The sequence below is a fragment of the Bacillus sp. FSL K6-1003 genome (genome assembly GCF_037964945.1).
Taxonomy (GTDB): Bacteria; Bacillota; Bacilli; order Bacillales; family Bacillaceae; genus Bacillus; species Bacillus mojavensis.
Genome location: NZ_CP150176.1, coordinates 2,954,011 through 2,976,996, shown reverse-complemented (window position 1 = coordinate 2,976,996; position 22,986 = coordinate 2,954,011). Strand labels below are relative to the sequence as shown.

Below are 22,986 nucleotides of genomic sequence, written 5' to 3'. Positions count from 1 at the left end.
AATGTCTAATGGGGAGAATTAAAATCATGACTCTATGGGAATTGTTTGTAGCTGCCATTTTAGGAATCGTAGAAGGATTAACAGAGTACGCGCCGGTTTCTTCGACAGGACATATGATTATAGTGGACGATATCTGGCTTAAATCAGGCAGTCTCATGTCTGAGGAAGCTGCCAACTCATTTAAAGTTGTCATTCAGCTTGGCTCTATTTTAGCGGTTGCTATCGTGTTTAAAGACAGGATTTTAAATTTGCTTGGCTTGAAAAAAAATATCACGAGTGACCAAGAGCATGGTCACAAATTAAGCATTGCCCAAATCGCAGTAGGGCTTGTGCCGGCCGCGGTTCTCGGCTTTTTGTTTGAGGATTATATTGATGAATATTTATTTTCAGTCCGCACCGTGGCCATCGGCCTCATTGCCGGGGCAGTTTTAATGCTTGCGGCCGATTGGATTAATAAACGGAAAGAAACGACAGACACCCTAGACCGTATTTCATATAAGCAGGCAATCGGTGTCGGTTTATTCCAATGTCTTGCCCTTTGGCCGGGTTTCTCACGCTCCGGTTCAACCATTTCCGGCGGCGTTATTCTCGGATTGAATCACCGTGCGGCAGCCGATTTCACATTTATTATGGCAATGCCGATTATGATGGGAGCCAGCACCTTAAGCCTAGTGAAGCATTGGGACAGCTTAAGCTCAGATTTGATGCCATTTTTTATCGTCGGCTTTATCTGTGCCTTTGTTGTCGCGCTGTTTGTGGTCCGGTTCTTCCTAAGACTGATTAACAAAATCAAACTTGTTCCGTTTGCAATCTACCGAATCATTCTCGGCGTCATTTTGCTTTTGTTTATGATGTGAATCGAAAAATAAGGCTCTGGAAAGGGCCTTATTTTTTTCTGTTAATTAGAAAGGAACAGCTTGTTTTTCAAAAAAAAATCGTCTATAATAAACATGACGTTACATACGGGGCCATAGCTCAGCTGGGAGAGCGCTACGCTGGCAGCGTAGAGGTCAGGGGTTCGAGCCCCCTTGGCTCCATACCTGTAAACCCTTATTCTATAAGGGTTTTTTTGTTTTTAATGGAAAGGTTTCATTCTGAACTCTTCTGTTGATCCAAATTCAAATATCCCCAGAAGCATTTCATTTTTAGTATATAAGGGGCGTATACATCTCTAACGATAAAGTCAGATATTTCCTTCGTTAGGCTCCTGGGTTTGTTTTGAAAAATGACTGATAACAACTAATCAAGTAAAGCAGTTCCCCTGTAAATCATGAATTTTCCAATACACCACTTTGTTCTTTAAAGACCGTCATGTCTTCCAAAGGGGGTGAGTACACATGAAGAGACACCATCCGTTCGGAAGTAGGATTGGACATTTTGTGAATTAACCCTTTCGTTGAAATAAGACATTCTCCTTTGTGGACAAAATATGAATTGGAGAGTTCTGCATGATCGCCGGTTGAGCGATAAATAGAATTGAGAAGTTTTCCTTCTAACACCATTGCACAACCAATGGATTGGCCATGATCGTGGACTGCTGTCTCCTTGTTTGGGGGAATGTGAATCAAGATCATTTCTAATTGATTGTTTCTATAAATGGCATTTTGGCCGTAAGCGTACTGGTCTGGCTCCTTTATATATCGTTGACTTAATTCTGCCGCGTTTGGAATTTGTTTTAAAGAAGCTGCCAAATCTTTAACCGATGGATTTTTCAAGCCGCTAAACATTTCTTCGATATACTCATACAGTTCCATTCGTTTTTACCTCGCGGATCATTTAGAATTGACTAGCATTGGTATTTCGCAGATTAGTTCATGGTATTTACCCATATGCAATTTAGAGGCGGTAAACGCCTAGTGAACACAAAAAAATTGTGCGGTCCATCTTATTCGAGTTTATTAGTTGGAATTTTGATAAAAACAGTGAATTGAAAGGTGCGTCATGACCTAAGACGAAGACTGGAAGGATTTTCTGGTGAACTTTTAAAACGGCCTACTTTGAATCGCTTGAGGGAGCAAGCAGGGACTCATAAGTCACGATACCGTGCAAAAGGTGTTCAGGCTTTTGTTTTGTGCTTGAAATATGCGCCATTGACAAAACACAATCGATTTGGAATAATGTTTGAGTATATGCTCATTTTTTCACATATCATCATAAAATCATATCATTTCCCGTGATGGGGAGAGAACCAGAATAAAAGCTAATGGCATTCCAAAATCTATTAGCTTCTTTTGTATTCAAAAAAAGAAGTGTTCTTATGTATTCATACAGGAAGGAATGACAACATGAAGACAAAACACTATTGGGTGATTTCTTTGCTCGCTGTTTTAGCGGTCGGGCCGGGATTGATGTCTAACACGGCATTGTCGTCAGTTCAAGGCCTTGTTCAGAAGACGGTTGGAACAAGTGACTTCACATCAGTAAATCCAATATTGATCGGCAATATGGCCTTCGCTTTATTAGTTCCGGCAGGGCCGCTGCTAAGGAAAAAATTCGGCGCCCGTCCGATCTATCTGGCTTCATTACCCGTTTTTATACTTGGCTCTCTGCTCTTCGCATTTTCAAGCGATATTGCATGGATGGCGGCAGGACGCTTTTTACAGGGAGCGGCTACAGGTGTCATGCTGATGATTATGATTCCGATGCTTGTTCTGTCATTTCCGATTGAACGCCGGAATTACGCATTACTGGTACTTATCGGCGGGTTCTATGGCTCTGTTATTATCGGTTCGATTCTAGGAACGATCGCGTTGAGCTACGGCCACTGGAGATGGCTGTTTTTTACCTTTGGCACACTGTCTTTGATCGGCATCGCAGTGAGTTATTTCTTTCTCTATGATGAGCATCATGGGGTAGTAGAAAAGGAACAGTCATCACTCGACAGAGCAGGAATCATTTTATCTGTATGTGTGGCCGCAACCTCAGCGTTTACATTTATTATTCTGCAAAAATGGGGCTTTTCATCAGGTTATGTACGGGCTGGTTTTGGGGTTGCTTTATGTTTGCTCATCATTCTGTTCATTGTAGAATATAAGGTGAAAAACCCTTTCATCTCTATTAAACAGATGCTGCTGCCTAAACCTGTGCTCGGTTTATTTATCATAGCGGCAGGAACGATTACGGTAGCTGTCAGCCTGGCAGCTTTTCAAGGCTTGCTTCGTCAAATGTATGATATTTCCCGAGATCATCTCATTCTTTTAAACATGACTCTATTGATCGGAGTGGCCATCGCGGCTATTGCGAGTGCTCTGTTATATGATAAAGTCGGACCAGGGATACTGGGGATTATAGGTTCTCTCATTCTCGTTTTTGTGAATGTTCAATGGCTTCATATGCAGTATCAATCATCTCTCTATGTGTTTGCGGCGCTGTTCATTATGCTGGCAGCAGGAACCGGTCTGACGGTCGCAGCAGGACTAATGGGAGCCGCAATGGGCGGCCCGCTTCCTGATCTGGTCAAAAGAATGACAGCTGTTCAGTTTTTAAGATTGTTTATCTATATGGGTGTGCCTATCCTGATCGGCTATTTCACGAAAAAGGATGCTGCCAGACAAAATGGATCAATGCAGGATGCGATGATGACTGCCTATCATGATCTCTTTTTGATTTCTTTTATCCTGAGCGTGCTGCTCGTTTGTTTATCGTTTTGTATGAATGCCACAGGGATGGGACACAAGCTGGCTCATAAGCCTCATGATAAAGGAAAACCAGCTCCGGAAAAACCGGCTGTTTCCTCACATGGATTGACAAAGGCTGCGGTAAAATCTCATAAAGTCATACATGATCAAGAATATCGTGATGCGCTCAGACATTTTAAACAGCACGGTCTTACAAAAATAGATACTTGATCACTGCCTTTCCCTTGATGGGGAAGGCTTTTTGTGTATTCTCTCTCAAACTTTATCCCTAAAGAATTGAAAAATATTAGAAGTACAAGTAAAATTCTTAAAGGTAGATACTTTACACTCGTAATCTTTTAAATCGAAGGAAGGTTTTCATGGCCCGAAAAAAACTGAAAAAACGTAGACTCTTGATCTCTCTATTTTTCGTTGTATCGATTCCGCTAGCCTTGTTTGTTTTAGCGACAACTCTCTCAAAGCCAATTGAAACAGCCAAAGAACCGGAAGAAATTGATGAACAGCAAGTATTTATTGACAGCCTTTCCGGACATGCTCAAATTTTATATGAAAAATATCATGTTCTTCCCAGCATTACGATTGCTCAGGCCATACTCGAATCTGACTGGGGAAACAGCGAGCTTGCCTCTAAAGCCAACAACCTGTTTGGTGTAAAAGGAAATTATAAAGGACATCACGTCACCATGGAAACAGATGAATTTGAAAAAGGGGAAAGAAAAACAATCCGCGCGAAATTCCGCAAATACAGCACGTTTTTTGAATCAATGGATGATCACGCCAAATTATTTGTCCAAGGCACATCGTGGAATAAAAAGAAGTATAAGCCGGTGCTTGAAGCTGAGGATTATAAAGAAGCGGCAGGCGCTCTTCAAACATCAGGTTATGCCACAGACCCGGACTATGCTGGCAAAATCAGTGCCATTGTGGAAAAGTATGATTTAGATAAATACGATGAGGTGAATCCATCTCTGAAAGCTGTGGATTTAAAAGGGGCCATCAAAGACAGCGCCGTTCAAGATGTATGGTCTAAGCCTTCTACTGATGAACAATCCATTAAGCTGACCTCTGCGCAATCTTACGTTGGTAAAGATATAAAAGTTGTATCTAAAAAACAGAAAGGCCAGTCCGTATGGTACCAATTCCAAGTCAATAATAAACTGGTCGGCTGGATTGATGACTCAGCTGTTGAAATAAAGGAAGCAACCTGAGCCGTTTTTCCTGGTATTTTTATTTTTTTGTTCCATTCAGGGGAATTTGAGGTATAATATTCCACGGAAGTTATCACTTAATAACTATGCTTCAGGAGGGAACAAAGGTGCAGAAATATAGACGGAGAAACACGGTTGCCTTTACTGTATTAGCTTATTTCACTTTTTTTGCGGGAGTATTTTTGTTTTGTATTGGACTCTATAACGCTGATAATCTCGAACTCAATGAAAAAGGCTACTACATTGCAGTGATGATCCTTGTTGCGGTCGGCGCGATCCTTACACAAAAAGTGACGCGTGATAACGCGGAAGATAATGATATCATCGCGGAGCAGGAAAAAAGACAAAATCAATCTCATATTGAATCATAAAAAATCCGGCATGTAATATGCCGGATTTTTTTAACATCACCCAGTAAACACCTCGCCGTCAGGGTAACGAATATTTGATTTTTCTGTTTTCGCAAATGAAAAAACAAACGTCAACGGACCGATTCTTCCGATGAACATAATCGCAATAATGATGCATTTCCCCGCTGTTGTCAGTTCGGGAGTCAGCCCCATTGTCAGTCCGACCGTTCCGAAGGCGGAAAAGGTTTCAAAAACAATCTGGATAAACGGCGCTTGTTCTGTAATGGTCAGGACAAAAATACCTATAAAGACGATGAACAAGCTGATAACACTGACTGCTAAGGCCTTAACGATGATCGGATATTTTATGGTACGGCGGAAAATAACTGTTTCTTTCTGCCCTCTTAAATAAGCGATGACAGACATTAAAATCACAATGAAAGTAGTCAGCTTAATACCGCTCGCCGTTGAGGCGCTTCCTGCTCCAATAAACATCAACAACAGGACAAATACAATGGTGCCTTCTCTCATGCTGCCAAAGTCCACAGAGTTGAAGCCCGCGGTTCTCGGCGTCACTGCCTGAAAATACGAAGCCCACAGTTTATCTGGTAAATGCAAGGAACCAAGCGTGCCGGGGTTGCTGTACTCTAAAATAAAGATGATCAGCGTAGCAGCAATATTTAAAATGAACGTTCCCGCAAGCATCAGTTTCGTATGTAATGAAAAGGCTTTGAAACGCCGATTTTTCAGGATGTCAAAAAGCACCGTAAACCCGATTCCCCCTGTGATAAATAAGAAAGTAATGACAAGGTTGACTGTAGGATCACCAACGTAGCTCATTAAATTATCTGGCCACAAAGAAAAACCGGCATTGTTAAAAGCGGATATCGCGTGAAACAGACTGGCAAACAATCCCGACGCCCAGCCATACTGGGGCACAAGCCGGATGGATAAGATCAGTGCGGCGATCAATTCGATACTGATTGAAAACAGAAACAGGACTTTGACAAGGCCTATCACGCCGCCGATTGTCGGCTGGTTTAAGGCCTCCCGGACCAGCATTCGTTCTTTCAATCCGATTTTTTTTCCTAAAATCATGACGATCAGAACAGCAAATGTCATAAAGCCAAGCCCGCCGACTTGAATCAGACCCATGATGACAGTTTGCCCGAACACCGTAAATTCTGTCCCAGTGTCAACAACTGCAAGCCCGGTAACAGTAGTGGCAGAAGCCGCTGTAAAAAGAGCATCTATCCATGACAACGGCTTCGCAGTAGAAATCGGGAGCTTTAACAAAAGAGAGCCGATAATAATAGTAAGAAAAAAACCAATCGCAAGCACTTGCGGGGGAGAAAAACGAACCCACTTGATTACAGTTTCCTTATGAAGTCTCACCTTTGTCTACATCCCTTCGTTTTCGAAGCGTTTAATATCCTTTTTATGACCCATCATCACCAGGCAGTCTTGTTCGTAAATCATCTCTTCCGGTGCAGGAGAAAGGCGAACATCTCCATTATGTTTAATTGCCAGGATGGTACATCCGTATTTCGCTCTAACATTCAGATCATGAATGGATTTGGAATTCAGTTTTCGTGTTGCCAGCAGCTCAACAATACTGTAATCATCGGATAAGTCGATATAATTCAAGACATTTTCATCAGAGAGACTTTGTGCGATTTTAACGCCCATATCCTTTTCTGGATGAATAATGCGGTCGGCGCCGATTTTTTCCAGCACCTTATGGTGATAATAATTTTGAGCCTTCACCCAAATATTTGGAATGTGAAGCTCTTTCAATAGCAAAGTGGTCAGTGTGCTCGCTTGAATATTCGCCCCAATAGCAACAACGACATATTCGAAATTACGAATTCCCAGTGAAAGCAATTCGTTTTCTTCAGTGGCATTGGCAATGACCGCATGGGTTGCGTAGGAAACGAAGGCATTGACCTTTTCTTCATTAATATCAATGGCAAGGACCTCATGGCCCATTCTGTGAAGCTCTTTGCAAATGCTTCCCCCGAACCGTCCAAGCCCGATTACGGCAAATTGCTTGTTTTTTATTCTTCCCAATGTTCAAGACTCCCTTAATAAAATTAGCGTTTTGAAGTAAAAAAGACCATTACAAAGAATGGTCACAATAGACCTCCTCTCTGTATACGCCTACGAGGTTAGCTGTCGGATTAGGGATTCAGAGTACCCCTTCTTACTACGTAAGATTCACCCCAAGGCCGTTTTGTGAAACAGCCAATCATTGGTTTCCCCGTTCGTTTTTGATTAAGCGGTAAAAGAGACTTTATGAAATTGAACACTCAAGAATTTACTCCTGTTTCTAGTGTTTGTCAATTTAAATTTAAAACAAGTGAAAAGATAGCTGGAAATAGAGGGAAAAGCGGGAGAAAGAAGTCAATAAACGTAAAAAAGACCGGCATAAAGCCGGCCCTCTGGGATTACTTACAGCCGCATGGCTGAGTCGGAGGTGTGCTGCGCTTAGCCACATCGATGCTGGCTTCCGCGTAAAATTTATTTCCGATGCTCAGTGATTTGTTTTCTGCACGGAAAGTATATGTACCAGCGGCAGGAAGTGTTTTGTTATTCAGTTTTAACTTAAATTCACCAGCGCCTAATAAATCAAGAGCCAGAGGTACTCTTACTGTTTTACCGTTATTGAGGATTTGTGTTTCGCGCAATGCATTTCCGTTCATCGTATCTTTTGTATTTGCTGTAAATCCGCTTGGCAATGTAAATTCCATTACGCCAAGGCTGAGAAGCGTGTTTGGACGGTATGTCAATTCAATATCAGAGAAAGACCATTCTGTTTTGCTCGTTCCTGTAATTGTGGCAAACAATGAAGCTGTTGATTGAGTTCTCATCGTAGACTCAGTATGAGCAGAAGATGACTTAGATTCAGCTGCAAATGAAGCTGAAGGTGCAGAAACGAGTAAACCGAGACTTAATACACTGATAGCTAAAGAAGATAATAACTTGCGTTTCATAACAAAAATTCCCCCTAATAATTGATAAAGATTAAAGGCCTGTCTCTGCTTTCCACCTCCTCTTAAAAGGCCAAATACAAATTTTACCTACATAAAATTACCATCAAATAAAATGGAAGTAAATGGGGTGTTTTTCCCGTATTTTTAAAATTCGTAGTAATTAAAGTGAAAAAACAAAAAAACGTCCGGTTTTCCAGACGTTTCTTGATTATTTTGTTTCAATTGGTATAAATTTAAAAATCTCTCCGCTCTGCACTGATTCAGCAAGACGTTTCAGCCAATCGTAGTAGGCTTTAGAACTTTCCAGCTGCTCGTATAAACGCTGCGCTTCATTCTTCATTTCCTCACTGAGCGTTTCCTTTTGCAATACCTCTTGTAAATCAGCCTGAGCTTCTTCAATTGCTGATACATTCACCTGAACTTCCCGTTCCCATTTTGGCGGAAAGAAATTTGTGAAAAATTTAAAGAAATCTTTTTCGGCTACAAATGTGTGCTTGCGGATGCCTCGGTGAAATGTCTTTTTCACGACATTTAAATCCTGCAGCTTTTTGACACCTGTGCTCATGCTGGGTTTGCTCATTTGCAGCTCCTCCCGCATTTCGTCAAGCGTCATCTCGTCCCGCATGTACATCGTTCCATATAATATCCCGACACTTCGGGTAATTCCGTAAAGATCCATTGTTTCAGCAATGGAGTCAATAACGAGATCCCGTGCCTGTTCTATAGCTGCAAATTCTGGATTTTCATCCATACTGACCCTCTTTTCCTTTAGAAAATTAAATTCGTTAAGTCATTTCTTTATGTTCTTTATCTTATCGAAACCTAGAGAAAAGTCAAAACGAAAAATCACAATGAGGGCTTTGACAGTTTAAAAACCATATGTTAGATTAAGGTTGTTAAAAACATTAAATTTTTATTTAACAAACTTTATTTTCGTCAAGGAGGACTTAGATGAGTCAAACATTATACATTGACGGTGAATGGATCAGTGCCGAAAAAGGGCAGGTCCGCAGTATTATTAATCCATTTAATCAAGAAGAAATTGCAACAGTTAGCGAGGGCGGACGTGAGGATGCCGTTAAAGCAATTGCTGCCGCACGAAAAGCTTTTGACGCAGGAGAATGGCCTTCTCTTTCAGGGCTTGAACGCGGAAAAATAGTTCTGAAAATTGCGGAATTAATCAGACGCGATCTAGACGAGCTGGCCGAGCTCGAATCCCTTGATACGGGAAAAACTCTTGAGGAAAGCAAAGCCGATATGGACGATATCGCCAATGTTTTTCAGTATTATGCTGGTCTGGCAGATAAAGATGGAGGAGAGATCATCTCATCTCCAATCCCTGATTCAGAAAGCAAAATCATCAGGGAGCCAATTGGCGTATGCGGACAAATCACGCCGTGGAATTATCCGCTTCTGCAAGCAAGCTGGAAAATCGCCCCGGCTTTAGCGGCAGGCAATACAATTGTCATGAAGCCGAGTGAGATCACACCGCTGACGACAATGAAAGTCTTTAAGCTGATGGAGGAAGCCGGAGTTCCGATAGGTGTCGCAAACCTTGTGTTGGGACCGGGCGCCACAGTGGGTGATGAGCTTGCTGTAAACAAAGACGTTGACTTAATTTCCTTTACAGGCGGAATTGAAACAGGCAAAAAAATCATGCGGGCGGCAAGCGGCAACGTCAAAAAAATCGCGCTTGAGCTTGGAGGGAAAAATCCAAATATCGTTTTCAAAGACGCAGACCTGGAAGTCGCGGTTGATCAGGCGCTAAACGCTGTATTTTTCCACGCCGGCCAAGTATGCTCCGCCGGGTCCCGATTGCTTGTAGAAGAAGACATTCATGATCAATTTTTAGCAGAGCTTGTCAAACGGGCGAAACGCATTAAACTCGGAAACGGTTTTCACGAAGAGACAGAAAGCGGTCCGCTCATTTCCGCGGAGCACAGAGCAAAGGTTGAAAAATATGTAGAGATCGGACTGCAAGAAGGTGCAAAACTGGAGACTGGCGGCAAACGTCCGGAAGATCCTGCACTTCAAAATGGTTTTTTCTATGAACCTACCATTTTCTCAAACTGTACATCTGACATGAGAATTGTTCAGGAAGAAGTATTCGGGCCGGTATTAACAGTCGAGACATTCAGTTCTGAAGAAGAAGTAATCTCACTGGCGAATGATACGATTTACGGATTGGCCGGAGCTGTATGGTCGAAAGATATTGAAAAGTGCGAACGTGTAGCAGCCCGTTTGAGAATGGGGACGGTCTGGATTAACGATTTCCATCCGTACTTTGCACAGGCGCCATGGGGCGGCTATAAGCAATCCGGATTCGGACGGGAACTTGGAAAAATAGGGCTTGAAGAGTATACAGAAGTCAAACATGTATATCGCAACACAAAACCGGCAGCGGTTAATTGGTTCAATTCATAAAAGGGGGAGATTGATTATGACATTAAATATGAAAGTAGAAAGCATGCATAAATTTCACACTTTTGAAATTCCGACTGTGATTAAGCACGGAATTGGCGCCATCAATCACGCAGGAAAAGAAGTAGCTGGACTGGGTGTTTCAAAAGCATTGCTTGTTACAGACCCGGGAATTTATAAAGCGGGCGTTGTAGATCCTGTGATTGAGTCATTAAAAGAGGCAGGCATTGAAGTGGTGCTCTTTAATAAAGTTGAGCCAAACCCTCCTGTACGGCTTGTAAATGAAGGTTCCGAGCTGTACAAAAAAGAGAACTGCAACGGCTTGGTGGCAGTCGGAGGCGGAAGCTCCATGGACACAGCGAAGGCCATTGGAGTAGAAGCGACTCACGAGGGAAGCGTACTTGATTATGAAGCAGCTGAAGGAAAAAAACCGCTGGAAAACCGCATTCCTCCGCTAACGACAATTCCGACAACCGCTGGAACAGGCTCAGAGGTAACGCAATGGGCGGTTATTACAGATGAAGAAAGAGAATTCAAATTTAACACAGGCGGTCCGCTGATTGCCGCTCATTTGACTGTGATTGACCCAGAGCTTCACGTCTCAATGCCGCCGCACGTAACAGCAATGACGGGGATTGATGCTCTTGCTCACGCCATTGAGTGCTACACAATGAAATTTGCACAGCCGATTACAGACGCAGTGGCTTTGATGGCGATTGAATATGCCGCTCACTACATTAAGAGAGCCTTTGCTGACGGAGAAGATCTCGAAGCTAGATACGGAATGGCACAGGCTGCTATGCTTGCAGGTCTTTCTTACGGCAGTGAATCAGCGGGTGCTGCTCACGCCATGAGCCAAACACTTGGCGGTATTATCCCGGTCGCTCACGGCCAATGTGTAGCGGCAATGATGGGCCCTGTTATGGAATACAACTGGAAGGGCTATCCAGAGAAATTCGCCCGCATCGCAAAAGCGTTCGGTATTGATACAAGCCAGATGACAACAGAAGAAGCTGCAAAAGCATCTGTCAACTGGATGTACGATCTTGTGAAAGAGTTAGAAGTACCGACTTTAGAAGAACAAGGGGTATCACCTGACATGATCGAGCGCTTGTCAAAAGAAGCAATGAAAGATCCGCAAACCTTCGGAAATCCTAGAGATTTAAATGAGAAAGCATATAACTGGATCTACAAACGCTGCTTTAATCTTACGCCAAAAACTGTATAATGCGATAATCCCGCTCCTTTACAGAGCGGGATTTTTTTGGATAATTGAACATAAGTGACAATCCTAAAGACAAAGGACGGTGCAAGCTTATGTGGAAACGCATGACTGCAAAAACGGAAGGCTTATATGTTGCAGATACAGAAAGCTTTGTAACAAAACAAATGGACAAGCTCGATTTTGATTATGGCGGCATTCCCGGTGACTTGCATTTCGGCCTGACAAAAAAAGCTGGGGCCCGAGAGCCGATGTTTTCAAGAGGAACAGAGATTTTTAATCGCAGGCAAATCTCAATTGTTTCAACAGAAGAATGTGACGAAATTGCTTTAAAAATGGGCGTCCCGAGTATTTTTCCAGAATGGCTCGGTGCAAATGTTGCAATCAGCGGTATACCTGATTTCACAACATTAAAAGAAGGAAGCCGGCTTATATTTCCGAGCGGCGCCGCTTTACTGTGTGAGGGAGAAAATGACCCGTGTATCCAGCCGGGTGAAGTCATCCAGTCTTATTATCCGGACAAGCCAAAGCTTGCACCGGCTTTTGTCCGCCATGCGTTGGGGATAAGAGGTATTGTATGTATTGTCGAGAGACCTGGTGCCGTGTATGCAGGTGACGAAATAATCGTTCATTCCTATCAGCGGAACATTAAACAAAAAGCAGAAAGAGTCTGATTAAATCAGACTCTTTCTATTTTCTCTTTAATTTCTTTGATCTGGCTAAGGTGGCGTTTTTCATGATGGCCGATAAAATCGATCCATTGTCTGACGGTCAGCTCTTGAAACAAGGGATGCGGCAATACTCTTTCGAAATCTTCTTCTTTAAGAGATGCAATAACAGCTGTTAACTGCTCCCTTACAACATCAAGCTCCCGTTTCATTTGGCTGCCTGAAATAAAATTATGATCTGGTTCAAGATGGGCGGGCGCATTCCGTTTATTGCTTCTATCCTGTGCAGCCGTAAGCGGTTTTTCCCCAATTTCCTTAATAGGCGCTTCCTTTACTCGTTCTTTCAGCATGTTTTGGGCGGTCATATCAATTTTCTTCAAATGATCAAGAACTTCCCGTATACTCCATTCATCAGAAGAAGGCTTTTGATTCAGCTTTTCATCGGAAAGTCCTTTGACTTCATTCCATGTTTCTAATCTGGCTTCATTAAAGATACTCATCATATCTCCTCCTGAAAAAACATTACCATATATAAGGGCATTTATCATGTATAAAGCACTGTGTCGGGAGCATTTATCGAAACATTTTGAAACCTTTCCTTGTGTGTCTCGTATAAAAGGTAACGACGGCCGTCGGTTAAAGTAGCAGCTTAGAAAGGATGAGAAAATTGGAGTTATACGGTGTTCCTGTCCAAACGATTTACCTTTACACCCTTATCATAGCCGGAAGCCTTACGCTGCTATTTTTATTTTTCGGAGATGTGTTTGAAGGGCTGTTAGAAGGTATTCCATTTTTAAACCCGACATTGGTGCTCTCATTTTTCACATTTTTCTCCGCATCTGGATATATAGGCGAAACAGTTTTCCCCCTCTCCAGCCTGATTATTGCTCTATTATCCTGTCTTCTTTCAGTGCTGCTGGTGATAATGCTCCATTTATTTGTGCTTGTCCCTTTATCATCGGCAGAAGAATCATTGACTTATCGGGAAGATGATCTTAGAGGAAGACTCGGAAAAGTCATAACCGCTGTACCGGTTGATGGATTTGGAGAAGTGCTGATTGAAGGGATAGGCGGTACGATCTCAAAATCGGCGATCAGCTTTGAAAATGAACAGATCAGTTACGGAACAGTCGTCTTAGTTGTGGATGTCAAAAACGGAGTTCTTTCAGTCACTCCGCATGAACCTTTATAAAACAAGGAGGAATGTCATATGACAATGCCGATTATCATCGTCATCGGAGTTGTATTCTTTTTACTCATTGCACTTATAGCGGTATTTATTACAAAATATCGTACGGCAGGGCCTGATGAAGCGTTAATTGTTACAGGAAGCTATCTTGGAAATAAAAATGTTCATGTTGATGAGGGAGGCAACCGCCTGAAGATTGTTCGCGGAGGAGGAACCTTTGTTCTTCCGGTTTTTCAGCAGGCTGAGCCGTTAAGTCTGTTATCAAGCAAACTCGATGTATCGACTCCTGAAGTTTATACAGAGCAAGGTGTGCCTGTAATGGCGGACGGAACTGCAATTATTAAAATCGGCGGATCGATCGGAGAAATCGCCACAGCAGCCGAACAATTTTTAGGAAAGTCAAAAGAAGACCGAGAGCAGGAGGCGCGTGAAGTACTGGAGGGCCACCTTCGCTCCATTCTCGGGTCTATGACAGTAGAAGAAATTTATAAAAACCGCGAAAAATTCTCCCAAGAAGTGCAGCGTGTCGCTTCACAGGATCTCGCTAAGATGGGTCTTGTGATTGTCTCCTTTACCATTAAAGATGTCCGTGATAAAAACGGCTATCTTGAATCACTAGGTAAACCTAGAATTGCGCAGGTAAAACGTGATGCTGACATTGCAACCGCAGAGGCTGATAAAGAAACAAGAATTAAGCGGGCGGAAGCCGATAAAGAAGCCAAAAAATCAGAGCTTGAACGAGCGACGGAAATTGCGGAAGCTGAAAAAATCAATCAGCTTAAAATGGCTGAATACCGGCGAGATCAAGATACAGCAAAAGCCAACGCTGACCAGGCATACGATTTGGAAACAGCTAAAGCACGCCAGCAGGTCACAGAGCAGGAAATGCAGGTCAAGATTATAGAACGGCAAAAACAAATTGAATTAGAAGAAAAAGAAATACTTCGCCGTGAACGCCAGTATGATTCTGAAGTGAAGAAAAAAGCCGATGCAGACCGCTATTCAGTTGAGCAATCTGCCGCTGCTGAAAAAGCCAAACAGCTCGCCCAAGCCGATGCCAAGAAATACAGCATAGAAGCGATGGCGAAGGCTGAAGCTGAAAGGGTCAGAATTGACGGTCTTGCAAAAGCAGAAGCGGAAAAAGCAAAAGGTGAGACAGAGGCCGAGGTTATTCGCTTAAAAGGTCTTGCTGAAGCGGAAGCGAAAGAAAAAATTGCCGCTGCCTTTGAGCAGTACGGTCAGGCTGCAATTTTCGATATGATTGTCAAAATGCTTCCGGAATACGCGAAACAGGTATCAGCACCGCTTTCAAATATTGATAAGATCACCGTCGTTGATACAGGAGGCAGCGGTGATTCAAGCGGTGCCAACAAAGTCACAAGCTATGCGACAAACTTAATGTCCAGCTTACAAGAAAGCTTAAAAGCGTCTTCGGGAATCGACGTAAAGGAAATGATTGAGAACTTTTCAGGAAAAGGCAACATCAAACAGAGCATCAACGAACTGACAAATGAATTAAAAGAAACAAAACCTGTTCAAAAATCTGAATAACCATTGCGGAAAGGAATAGAGAATGAATGGTGACTATAAGAGAAGCACGAATAGATGATATAAAGGCCATCGCAAAAGTGCACGTTGACAGCTGGGTGACAACATACAGCGGCATTGTCTCGGCTGAATATTTAAATGGTTTAAACTACAAGGATTTTGAAGCCAAATGGAAAACCCGTTCCTTAAAGGGGGTTTTTGTGGCAGAAGATGATAAAGGTTCAGTATTCGGCTTTGCATCTTTTGGTCCTATTCGTACAGAGCAGAAAGGCTATGACGGTGAGTTATATGCCATTTACCTTTTAGAAGAAAAACAGCGGCAAGGTGCAGGCAGAGCACTTTTGACAAAGGGAGCAGATTTTTTGCTTGATCATGGCTTTACGAGCATGTTTGTTTGGGTCGTAGAAGAGAATCCTTCGTTTACATTTTATCAGTCGTTTTCACCTGAAAGAGCAGCCGAGGATAGTTTTGAAATCGCAGGAGAAAGCTTGAAAGAAATAGGATTCGGTTGGCCGGATCTTGCTTCATTAAAAAATCTGCTTAACAGAAGATAGAAAACAACCCCCAGCGGAATGGCCGCTGGGGGTTGTTAGATTAAGCTTTTTCAGTTTTCAGCAAGCGCGGAGCTGTCATGAACAATAAACAAAGGACAATCGCACAGATGATGAATGATGGAATCATATAAGTAGCATTATAAGTTAATGAGTAAATCCATACCGGCGTTCCTTTTGGTGCAAAGCTGCCGAAAAATACCGCCCCTGAAATCACATGTGCAGCATAACGCAGAAAACTGCCGATAAAAACTGCGCAAATCACTGATACAATCAATTTTCCTTTTGCTTTTGATAAAGCTGATTTGCGGACAGCGGAAGCGAAAAAGCCGCTTATTCCAACAGCGGCGAACGCTGCAATGTAATCAAGCAATAGCTGAACAGGGTGCTGAAGAAATAGATTTCCAATCGCAATTTGAACAAGACCTGTCAATAGACCGGTGGTAAGACCTGCTTTAACTCCCCAGCGAAATGAAATCAAAAAAATCGGAATCATCATGATGGATACCGATCCTCCTTGAGGCATACGGAGGAACATTCCGGAAACGATGTCTAAAATGACAGCAGCAGCAGTCATGATTGCAATTTCAATAAGTCGAACCAGTTGTCTTGATTGAGCCATTAAAATCCCCTTCCATCGATAGACAATCCAAAAGGACAACAAAAAAGCAGCACGCGGAAGGATAGGAAAGTTCCACGCACTGCTTTACAATCTGCAATTCATTTGACTTTGCCACATCCCTACGCCAGCGTTAACTAACAGGTTCAAAGGGTCAGAACGGAACCGCTCACTCTCAGCTTTTATGCTCCCCTTGTGGTTATCGGATATTTAGTTCGTTTCTACTATACAAGAAAAAGGTTAAAACAACAAGATGATATTGCCTGTGGTAAATGTTCATTAATAGATATATGTTTTAAAAAGCATTACAAGTTAGATAGAATTAAAAAAGATTACAGTTTTATTGTTTTATAGATTTTTTTAAAAAAACTATTGCAATAAATAATTATAGGTGTTATATTATTAAACGTCGCTGATGAACAGCAGACAAAACAAGAAGCCTCAAAACACTTTGAAAAAAAGTTGTTGACAATCAGAGAGCTGAATGTTATATTAGTAAAGCTGCTTCATTGAGAGCGGTGATGATCTTTGAAAACTAAACAAGACAAAACGTACCTGTTAATTCAAGTTTTATTATAAAATCGCACAGTGATGTGCGTAGTCAGTCAAACACTTTATCGGAGAGTTTGATCCTGGCTCAGGACGAACGCTGGCGGCGTGCCTAATACATGCAAGTCGAGCGGACAGATGGGAGCTTGCTCCCTGATGTTAGCGGCGGACGGGTGAGTAACACGTGGGTAACCTGCCTGTAAGACTGGGATAACTCCGGGAAACCGGGGCTAATACCGGATGCTTGTTTGAACCGCATGGTTCAAACATAAAAGGTGGCTTCGGCTACCACTTACAGATGGACCCGCGGCGCATTAGCTAGTTGGTGAGGTAACGGCTCACCAAGGCAACGATGCGTAGCCGACCTGAGAGGGTGATCGGCCACACTGGGACTGAGACACGGCCCAGACTCCTACGGGAGGCAGCAGTAGGGAATCTTCCGCAATGGACGAAAGTCTGACGGAGCAACGCCGCGTGAGTGATGAAGGTTTTCGGATCGTAAAGCTCTGTTGTTAGGGAAGAACAAGTACCGTTCGAATAGGGCGGTACCTTGACGGTACCTAACCAGAAAGCCACGGCTAACTACGTGCCAGCAGCCGCGGTAATACGTAGGTGGCAAGCGTTGTCCGGAATTATTGGGCGTAAAGGGCTCGCAGGCGGTTCCTTAAGTCTGATGTGAAAGCCCCCGGCTCAACCGGGGAGGGTCATTGGAAACTGGGGAACTTGAGTGCAGAAGAGGAGAGTGGAATTCCACGTGTAGCGGTGAAATGCGTAGAGATGTGGAGGAACACCAGTGGCGAAGGCGACTCTCTGGTCTGTAACTGACGCTGAGGAGCGAAAGCGTGGGGAGCGAACAGGATTAGATACCCTGGTAGTCCACGCCGTAAACGATGAGTGCTAAGTGTTAGGGGGTTTCCGCCCCTTAGTGCTGCAGCTAACGCATTAAGCACTCCGCCTGGGGAGTACGGTCGCAAGACTGAAACTCAAAGGAATTGACGGGGGCCCGCACAAGCGGTGGAGCATGTGGTTTAATTCGAAGCAACGCGAAGAACCTTACCAGGTCTTGACATCCTCTGACAATCCTAGAGATAGGACGTCCCCTTCGGGGGCAGAGTGACAGGTGGTGCATGGTTGTCGTCAGCTCGTGTCGTGAGATGTTGGGTTAAGTCCCGCAACGAGCGCAACCCTTGATCTTAGTTGCCAGCATTCAGTTGGGCACTCTAAGGTGACTGCCGGTGACAAACCGGAGGAAGGTGGGGATGACGTCAAATCATCATGCCCCTTATGACCTGGGCTACACACGTGCTACAATGGACAGAACAAAGGGCAGCAAAACCGCGAGGTTAAGCCAATCCCACAAATCTGTTCTCAGTTCGGATCGCAGTCTGCAACTCGACTGCGTGAAGCTGGAATCGCTAGTAATCGCGGATCAGCATGCCGCGGTGAATACGTTCCCGGGCCTTGTACACACCGCCCGTCACACCACGAGAGTTTGTAACACCCGAAGTCGGTGAGGTAACCTTTATGGAGCCAGCCGCCGAAGGTGGGACAGATGATTGGGGTGAAGTCGTAACAAGGTAGCCGTATCGGAAGGTGCGGCTGGATCACCTCCTTTCTAAGGATATTTACGGAATATAAGACCTTGGGTCTTATAAACAGAACGTTCCCTGTCTTGTTTAGTTTTGAAGGATCATTCCTTCGAAACGTGTTCTTTGAAAACTAGATAACAGTAGACATCACATTCAATTAGTAACACAAGATATCACATAGTGATTCTTTTTAACGGTTAAGTTAGAAAGGGCGCACGGTGGATGCCTTGGCACTAGGAGCCGATGAAGGACGGGACGAACACCGATATGCTTCGGGGAGCTGTAAGCAAGCTTTGATCCGGAGATTTCCGAATGGGGAAACCCACCACTCGTAATGGAGTGGTATCCATATCTGAATTCATAGGATATGAGAAGGCAGACCCGGGGAACTGAAACATCTAAGTACCCGGAGGAAGAGAAAGCAAATGCGATTCCCTGAGTAGCGGCGAGCGAAACGGGATTAGCCCAAACCAAGAGGCTTGCCTCTTGGGGTTGTAGGACACTCTATACGGAGTTACAAAGGAACGAGGTAGATGAAGAGGTCTGGAAAGGCCCGCCATAGAAGGTAACAGCCCTGTAGTCAAAACTTCGTTCTCTCCAGAGTGGATCCTGAGTACGGCGGAACACGTGAAATTCCGTCGGAATCCGGGAGGACCATCTCCCAAGGCTAAATACTCCCTAGTGACCGATAGTGAACCAGTACCGTGAGGGAAAGGTGAAAAGCACCCCGGAAGGGGAGTGAAAGAGATCCTGAAACCGTGTGCCTACAAGTAGTCAGAGCCCGTTAACGGGTGATGGCGTGCCTTTTGTAGAATGAACCGGCGAGTTACGATCCCGTGCAAGGTTAAGCAGAAGATGCGGAGCCGCAGCGAAAGCGAGTCTGAATAGGGCGCATGAGTACGTGGTCGTAGACCCGAAACCAGGTGATCTACCCATGTCCAGGGTGAAGTTCAGGTAACACTGAATGGAGGCCCGAACCCACGCACGTTGAAAAGTGCGGGGATGAGGTGTGGGTAGGGGTGAAATGCCAATCGAACCTGGAGATAGCTGGTTCTCTCCGAAATAGCTTTAGGGCTAGCCTCAAGGTAAGAGTCTTGGAGGTAGAGCACTGATTGGACTAGGGGCCCCTACCGGGTTACCGAATTCAGTCAAACTCCGAATGCCAATGACTTATCCTTGGGAGTCAGACTGCGAGTGATAAGATCCGTAGTCGAAAGGGAAACAGCCCAGACCGCCAGCTAAGGTCCCAAAGTATACGTTAAGTGGAAAAGGATGTGGAGTTGCTTAGACAACCAGGATGTTGGCTTAGAAGCAGCCACCATTTAAAGAGTGCGTAATAGCTCACTGGTCGAGTGACTCTGCGCCGAAAATGTACCGGGGCTAAACGTATCACCGAAGCTGCGGACTGTTCTTCGAACAGTGGTAGGAGAGCGTTCTAAGGGCTGTGAAGCCAGACCGGAAGGACTGGTGGAGCGCTTAGAAGTGAGAATGCCGGTATGAGTAGCGAAAGAGGGGTGAGAATCCCCTCCACCGAATGCCTAAGGTTTCCTGAGGAAGGCTCGTCCGCTCAGGGTTAGTCGGGACCTAAGCCGAGGCCGAAAGGCGTAGGCGATGGACAACAGGTTGATATTCCTGTACCACCTCCTCACCATTTGAGCAATGGGGGGACGCAGGAGGATAGGGTAAGCGCGGTATTGGATATCCGCGTCCAAGCAGTTAGGCTGGGAAATAGGCAAATCCGTTTCCCATAAGGCTGAGCTGTGATGGCGAGCGAAATTTAGTAGCGAAGTTCCTGATTCCACACTGCCAAGAAAAGCCTCTAGCGAGGTGAGAGGTGCCCGTACCGCAAACCGACACAGGTAGGCGAGGAGAGAATCCTAAGGTGATCGAGAGAACTCTCGTTAAGGAACTCGGCAAAATGACCCCGTAACTTCGGGAGAAGGGGTGCTCTGTTAGGGTGCAAGCCCGAGAGAGCCGCAGTGAATAGGCCCAGGCGACTGTTTAGCAAAAACACAGGTCTCTGCGAAGCCGTAAGGCGAAGTATAGGGGCTGACGCCTGCCCGGTGCTGGAAGGTTAAGAGGAGCGCTTAGCGTAAGCGAAGGTGCGAATTGAAGCCCCAGTAAACGGCGGCCGTAACTATAACGGTCCTAAGGTAGCGAAATTCCTTGTCGGGTAAGTTCCGACCCGCACGAAAGGCGCAACGATCTGGGCACTGTCTCAACGAGAGACTCGGTGAAATTATAGTACCTGTGAAGATGCAGGTTACCCGCGACAGGACGGAAAGACCCCGTGGAGCTTTACTGCAGCCTGATATTGAATGTTGGTACAGCTTGTACAGGATAGGTAGGAGCCTTGGAAACCGGAGCGCCAGCTTCGGTGGAGGCATCGGTGGGATACTACCCTGGCTGTATTGACCTTCTAACCCGCCGCCCTTATCGGGCGGGGAGACAGTGTCAGGTGGGCAGTTTGACTGGGGCGGTCGCCTCCTAAAAGGTAACGGAGGCGCCCAAAGGTTCCCTCAGAATGGTTGGAAATCATTCGCAGAGTGTAAAGGCACAAGGGAGCTTGACTGCGAGACCTACAAGTCGAGCAGGGACGAAAGTCGGGCTTAGTGATCCGGTGGTTCCGCATGGAAGGGCCATCGCTCAACGGATAAAAGCTACCCCGGGGATAACAGGCTTATCTCCCCCAAGAGTCCACATCGACGGGGAGGTTTGGCACCTCGATGTCGGCTCATCGCATCCTGGGGCTGTAGTCGGTCCCAAGGGTTGGGCTGTTCGCCCATTAAAGCGGTACGCGAGCTGGGTTCAGAACGTCGTGAGACAGTTCGGTCCCTATCCGTCGCGGGCGCAGGAAATTTGAGAGGAGCTGTCCTTAGTACGAGAGGACCGGGATGGACGCACCGCTGGTGTACCAGTTGTTCTGCCAAGGGCATCGCTGGGTAGCTATGTGCGGACGGGATAAGTGCTGAAAGCATCTAAGCATGAAGCCCCCCTCAAGATGAGATTTCCCATTCCGCAAGGAAGTAAGATCCCTGAAAGATGATCAGGTTGATAGGTCTGAGGTGGAAGTGTGGCGACACATGGAGCTGACAGATACTAATCGATCGAGGACTTAACCTAATTTCTAATGATGTCACACCTGTTATCTAGTTTTGAGAGAACACTCTCAATTGTTTGGTGGCGATAGCGAAGAGGTCACACCCGTTCCCATGCCGAACACGGAAGTTAAGCTCTTCAGCGCCGATGGTAGTCGGGGGTTTCCCCCTGTGAGAGTAGGACGCCGCCAAGCAATTGCACGTTAGTGCAATTATGGAGGATTAGCTCAGCTGGGAGAGCATCTGCCTTACAAGCAGAGGGTCGGCGGTTCGAGCCCGTCATCCTCCACCATATTTACTATACATAATATGTTTACATATGAGCCGGTGTAGCTCAATTGGTAGAGCAACTGACTTGTAATCAGTAGGTTGGGGGTTCAAGTCCTCTTGCCGGCACCACTTTTATATGATATAATATTCAAGTCTCTTGTAAGAAGAGCCATTAGCTCAGTTGGTAGAGCATCTGACTTTTAATCAGAGGGTCGAAGGTTCGAGTCCTTCATGGCTCACCATTTATATGTTGCGGATGTGGCGGAATTGGCAGACGCGCTAGAATCAGGCTCTAGTGTCTTTACAGACGTGGGGGTTCAAGTCCCTTCATCCGCACCATTTCTGCGGAAGTAGTTCAGTGGTAGAACACCACCTTGCCAAGGTGGGGGTCGCGGGTTCGAATCCCGTCTTCCGCTCCAACTATACCATCCACGCCGGGGTGGTGGAATTGGCAGACACACAGGACTTAAAATCCTGCGGTAGGTGACTACCGTGCCGGTTCAAGTCCGGCCCTCGGCATTATCATTTGCGCCCGTAGCTCAATTGGATAGAGCGTTTGACTACGGATCAAAAGGTTAGGGGTTCGACTCCTCTCGGGCGCGCCATGATTTACATGAAATCGGGAAGTAGCTCAGCTTGGTAGAGCACATGGTTTGGGACCATGGGGTCGCAGGTTCGAATCCTGTCTTCCCGACCATTCTTGGGGCCTTAGCTCAGCTGGGAGAGCGCCTGCTTTGCACGCAGGAGGTCAGCGGTTCGATCCCGCTAGGCTCCACTTGGTTTCAATATATGATTTGGCGGTGTAGCTCAGCTGGCTAGAGCGTACGGTTCATACCCGTGAGGTCGGGGGTTCGATCCCCTCCGCCGCTACCAAAGGACCTTTAGCTCAGTTGGTTAGAGCAGACGGCTCATAACCGTCCGGTCGTAGGTTCGAGTCCTACAAGGTCCACCACAATACGGAGGAATACCCAAGTCTGGCTGAAGGGATCGGTCTTGAAAACCGACAGGGGTGTCAAAGCCCGCGGGGGTTCGAATCCCTCTTCCTCCGCCATATATATCCTTACATTTTATCA

At 45.1% G+C, this 22,986-nt stretch carries 17 protein-coding genes, 13 tRNA genes, 3 rRNA genes and 2 riboswitches; of the genes, 26 read left to right on the top strand and 7 right to left on the bottom strand.

Translation table 11 applies throughout. The annotated features are described in order from the left end of the window. The first annotated feature begins 26 nt into the window (after nt 1-26). Both NSU16_RS15285 and NSU16_RS15280 read left to right on the top strand, forming a co-directional pair. A complete protein-coding gene (locus tag NSU16_RS15285) occupies nt 27-857 on the top strand; it encodes an undecaprenyl-diphosphate phosphatase (RefSeq protein ID WP_010331630.1) in 831 nt (276 codons plus the stop codon). Nucleotides 858-964: 107 nt separating this feature from the next. After that, nucleotides 965-1,037: transfer RNA gene (locus NSU16_RS15280), tRNA-Ala, on the top strand. A gap of 231 nt (nt 1,038-1,268) precedes the next feature. On the opposite strand, the gene NSU16_RS15275 is transcribed toward NSU16_RS15280, so the two are convergent. Beyond that, entirely contained in the window at nt 1,269-1,754 is a 486-nt protein-coding gene (locus NSU16_RS15275; RefSeq protein WP_339191395.1) for a cysteine dioxygenase family protein, read from the bottom strand. Nucleotides 1,755-2,285: 531 nt separating this feature from the next. Between NSU16_RS15275 and NSU16_RS15270 the strand changes: the two genes are divergently transcribed. From NSU16_RS15270 to NSU16_RS15260, 3 genes are all read left to right on the top strand, one after another. Then, nucleotides 2,286-3,848, top strand: coding sequence for an MFS transporter (locus NSU16_RS15270; protein WP_339177859.1), 1,563 nt, complete (start codon nt 2,286-2,288; stop codon nt 3,846-3,848). A gap of 149 nt (nt 3,849-3,997) precedes the next feature. Next, nucleotides 3,998-4,846, top strand: a complete 849-nt coding sequence (locus tag NSU16_RS15265) for a glucosaminidase domain-containing protein (protein WP_010331627.1) — start codon at nt 3,998-4,000, stop codon at nt 4,844-4,846. A 107-nt stretch (nt 4,847-4,953) separates the two neighbouring features. Beyond that, nucleotides 4,954-5,217, top strand: coding sequence for a YiaA/YiaB family inner membrane protein (locus tag NSU16_RS15260; RefSeq protein WP_010331626.1), 264 nt, complete (start codon nt 4,954-4,956; stop codon nt 5,215-5,217). Nucleotides 5,218-5,253: 36 nt separating this feature from the next. On the opposite strand, the gene NSU16_RS15255 is transcribed toward NSU16_RS15260, so the two are convergent. The 4 genes from NSU16_RS15255 to NSU16_RS15240 form a co-directional block, all read right to left on the bottom strand. Further along, complete coding sequence (locus NSU16_RS15255; protein WP_168748610.1) at nt 5,254-6,591, bottom strand: TrkH family potassium uptake protein; 1,338 nt, start codon at nt 6,589-6,591, stop codon at nt 5,254-5,256. 6 nt (nt 6,592-6,597) lie between these two features. Continuing rightward, entirely contained in the window at nt 6,598-7,266 is a 669-nt protein-coding gene (locus tag NSU16_RS15250; RefSeq protein ID WP_326227665.1) for a TrkA family potassium uptake protein, read from the bottom strand. Nucleotides 7,267-7,337: 71 nt separating this feature from the next. After that, a riboswitch (cyclic di-AMP (ydaO/yuaA leader) is annotated at nt 7,338-7,487 on the bottom strand. A 156-nt stretch (nt 7,488-7,643) separates the two neighbouring features. After that, nucleotides 7,644-8,189 carry a biofilm surface layer hydrophobin BslA gene (gene bslA / locus NSU16_RS15245; protein ID WP_268447305.1) on the bottom strand — a complete coding sequence of 182 codons (546 nt, stop codon included), beginning with the start codon at nt 8,187-8,189 and terminating at the stop codon, nt 7,644-7,646. Between the two features lie 208 nt (nt 8,190-8,397). After that, the gene (locus tag NSU16_RS15240; RefSeq protein ID WP_010331622.1) at nt 8,398-8,940 is read right to left on the bottom strand and encodes a GbsR/MarR family transcriptional regulator; all 543 of its coding nucleotides are present in this window, start codon (nt 8,938-8,940) and stop codon (nt 8,398-8,400) included. A gap of 200 nt (nt 8,941-9,140) precedes the next feature. Between NSU16_RS15240 and betB the strand changes: the two genes are divergently transcribed. From betB to NSU16_RS15225, 3 genes are all read left to right on the top strand, one after another. Beyond that, nucleotides 9,141-10,613 carry a betaine-aldehyde dehydrogenase gene (betB, locus tag NSU16_RS15235; protein ID WP_326227661.1) on the top strand — a complete coding sequence of 491 codons (1,473 nt, stop codon included), beginning with the start codon at nt 9,141-9,143 and terminating at the stop codon, nt 10,611-10,613. Nucleotides 10,614-10,629: 16 nt separating this feature from the next. Then, nucleotides 10,630-11,838 (top strand): choline dehydrogenase, encoded by a 1,209-nt coding sequence (gene gbsB, locus NSU16_RS15230; RefSeq protein ID WP_010331620.1) that lies wholly within the window; start codon nt 10,630-10,632, stop codon nt 11,836-11,838. 89 nt (nt 11,839-11,927) lie between these two features. Then, a complete protein-coding gene (locus NSU16_RS15225; RefSeq protein WP_010331619.1) occupies nt 11,928-12,506 on the top strand; it encodes an MOSC domain-containing protein in 579 nt (192 codons plus the stop codon). A 5-nt stretch (nt 12,507-12,511) separates the two neighbouring features. Here the strand turns inward: NSU16_RS15225 and NSU16_RS15220 are convergent, their stop codons facing one another. Next, entirely contained in the window at nt 12,512-13,000 is a 489-nt protein-coding gene (locus NSU16_RS15220) for a DinB family protein (protein ID WP_326227660.1), read from the bottom strand. Nucleotides 13,001-13,167: 167 nt separating this feature from the next. On the opposite strand from NSU16_RS15220, the gene NSU16_RS15215 reads away from it, so the two are divergent. Genes NSU16_RS15215 through NSU16_RS15205 form a run of 3 tightly spaced genes read left to right on the top strand, consistent with a single transcriptional unit; the run spans nt 13,168 to nt 15,791 of the window. Then, nucleotides 13,168-13,692, top strand: a complete 525-nt coding sequence (locus tag NSU16_RS15215; RefSeq protein WP_339192699.1) for a hypothetical protein — start codon at nt 13,168-13,170, stop codon at nt 13,690-13,692. Between the two features lie 18 nt (nt 13,693-13,710). Then, the gene (floT, locus tag NSU16_RS15210) at nt 13,711-15,240 is read left to right on the top strand and encodes a flotillin lipid rafts scaffold protein FloT (protein ID WP_010331616.1); all 1,530 of its coding nucleotides are present in this window, start codon (nt 13,711-13,713) and stop codon (nt 15,238-15,240) included. Nucleotides 15,241-15,266: 26 nt separating this feature from the next. Beyond that, nucleotides 15,267-15,791: a GNAT family N-acetyltransferase gene (locus NSU16_RS15205; protein WP_339191392.1), complete on the top strand. Its 525-nt coding sequence runs from the start codon at nt 15,267-15,269 to the stop codon at nt 15,789-15,791. 40 nt (nt 15,792-15,831) lie between these two features. Here NSU16_RS15205 and thiT read toward each other — a convergent pair whose 3' ends face one another. Then, nucleotides 15,832-16,410: an energy-coupled thiamine transporter ThiT gene (thiT, locus tag NSU16_RS15200; protein ID WP_339191390.1), complete on the bottom strand. Its 579-nt coding sequence runs from the start codon at nt 16,408-16,410 to the stop codon at nt 15,832-15,834. A 99-nt stretch (nt 16,411-16,509) separates the two neighbouring features. Then, nucleotides 16,510-16,611: riboswitch (TPP riboswitch) on the bottom strand. 410 nt (nt 16,612-17,021) lie between these two features. Here thiT and NSU16_RS15195 point away from each other — a divergent pair. The 15 genes from NSU16_RS15195 to NSU16_RS15125 all read left to right on the top strand — a co-directional run bounded on the left by NSU16_RS15195 (nt 17,022) and on the right by NSU16_RS15125 (nt 22,964). Further along, nucleotides 17,022-18,571: ribosomal RNA gene (locus NSU16_RS15195) — 16S ribosomal RNA — on the top strand. Between the two features lie 169 nt (nt 18,572-18,740). Then, nucleotides 18,741-21,668, top strand: a 23S ribosomal RNA gene (locus tag NSU16_RS15190). Nucleotides 21,669-21,721: 53 nt separating this feature from the next. Continuing rightward, nucleotides 21,722-21,837 (top strand): 5S ribosomal RNA (gene rrf, locus NSU16_RS15185). The 16S, 23S and 5S rRNA genes sit together here with 12 tRNA genes alongside, the layout of an rRNA operon. Before the next feature lie 22 nt (nt 21,838-21,859). Then, nucleotides 21,860-21,935, top strand: a tRNA-Val gene (locus NSU16_RS15180). Between the two features lie 31 nt (nt 21,936-21,966). Next, nucleotides 21,967-22,042 (top strand) — tRNA-Thr (locus tag NSU16_RS15175). A 37-nt stretch (nt 22,043-22,079) separates the two neighbouring features. Beyond that, a tRNA-Lys gene (locus tag NSU16_RS15170) sits at nt 22,080-22,155 on the top strand. 10 nt (nt 22,156-22,165) lie between these two features. Further along, a tRNA-Leu gene (locus NSU16_RS15165) sits at nt 22,166-22,252 on the top strand. Nucleotides 22,253-22,257: 5 nt separating this feature from the next. Continuing rightward, nucleotides 22,258-22,332: transfer RNA gene (locus NSU16_RS15160), tRNA-Gly, on the top strand. Nucleotides 22,333-22,346: 14 nt separating this feature from the next. After that, nucleotides 22,347-22,432, top strand: a tRNA-Leu gene (locus tag NSU16_RS15155). Between the two features lie 9 nt (nt 22,433-22,441). After that, nucleotides 22,442-22,518 (top strand) — tRNA-Arg (locus NSU16_RS15150). A 15-nt stretch (nt 22,519-22,533) separates the two neighbouring features. Continuing rightward, nucleotides 22,534-22,610 (top strand) — tRNA-Pro (locus NSU16_RS15145). 5 nt (nt 22,611-22,615) lie between these two features. Next, a tRNA-Ala gene (locus NSU16_RS15140) sits at nt 22,616-22,688 on the top strand. A 21-nt stretch (nt 22,689-22,709) separates the two neighbouring features. Beyond that, a tRNA-Met gene (locus NSU16_RS15135) sits at nt 22,710-22,786 on the top strand. A 2-nt stretch (nt 22,787-22,788) separates the two neighbouring features. Further along, nucleotides 22,789-22,865, top strand: a tRNA-Ile gene (locus NSU16_RS15130). Nucleotides 22,866-22,871: 6 nt separating this feature from the next. Further along, nucleotides 22,872-22,964 (top strand) — tRNA-Ser (locus NSU16_RS15125). Nucleotides 22,965-22,986 lie beyond the last annotated feature (22 nt).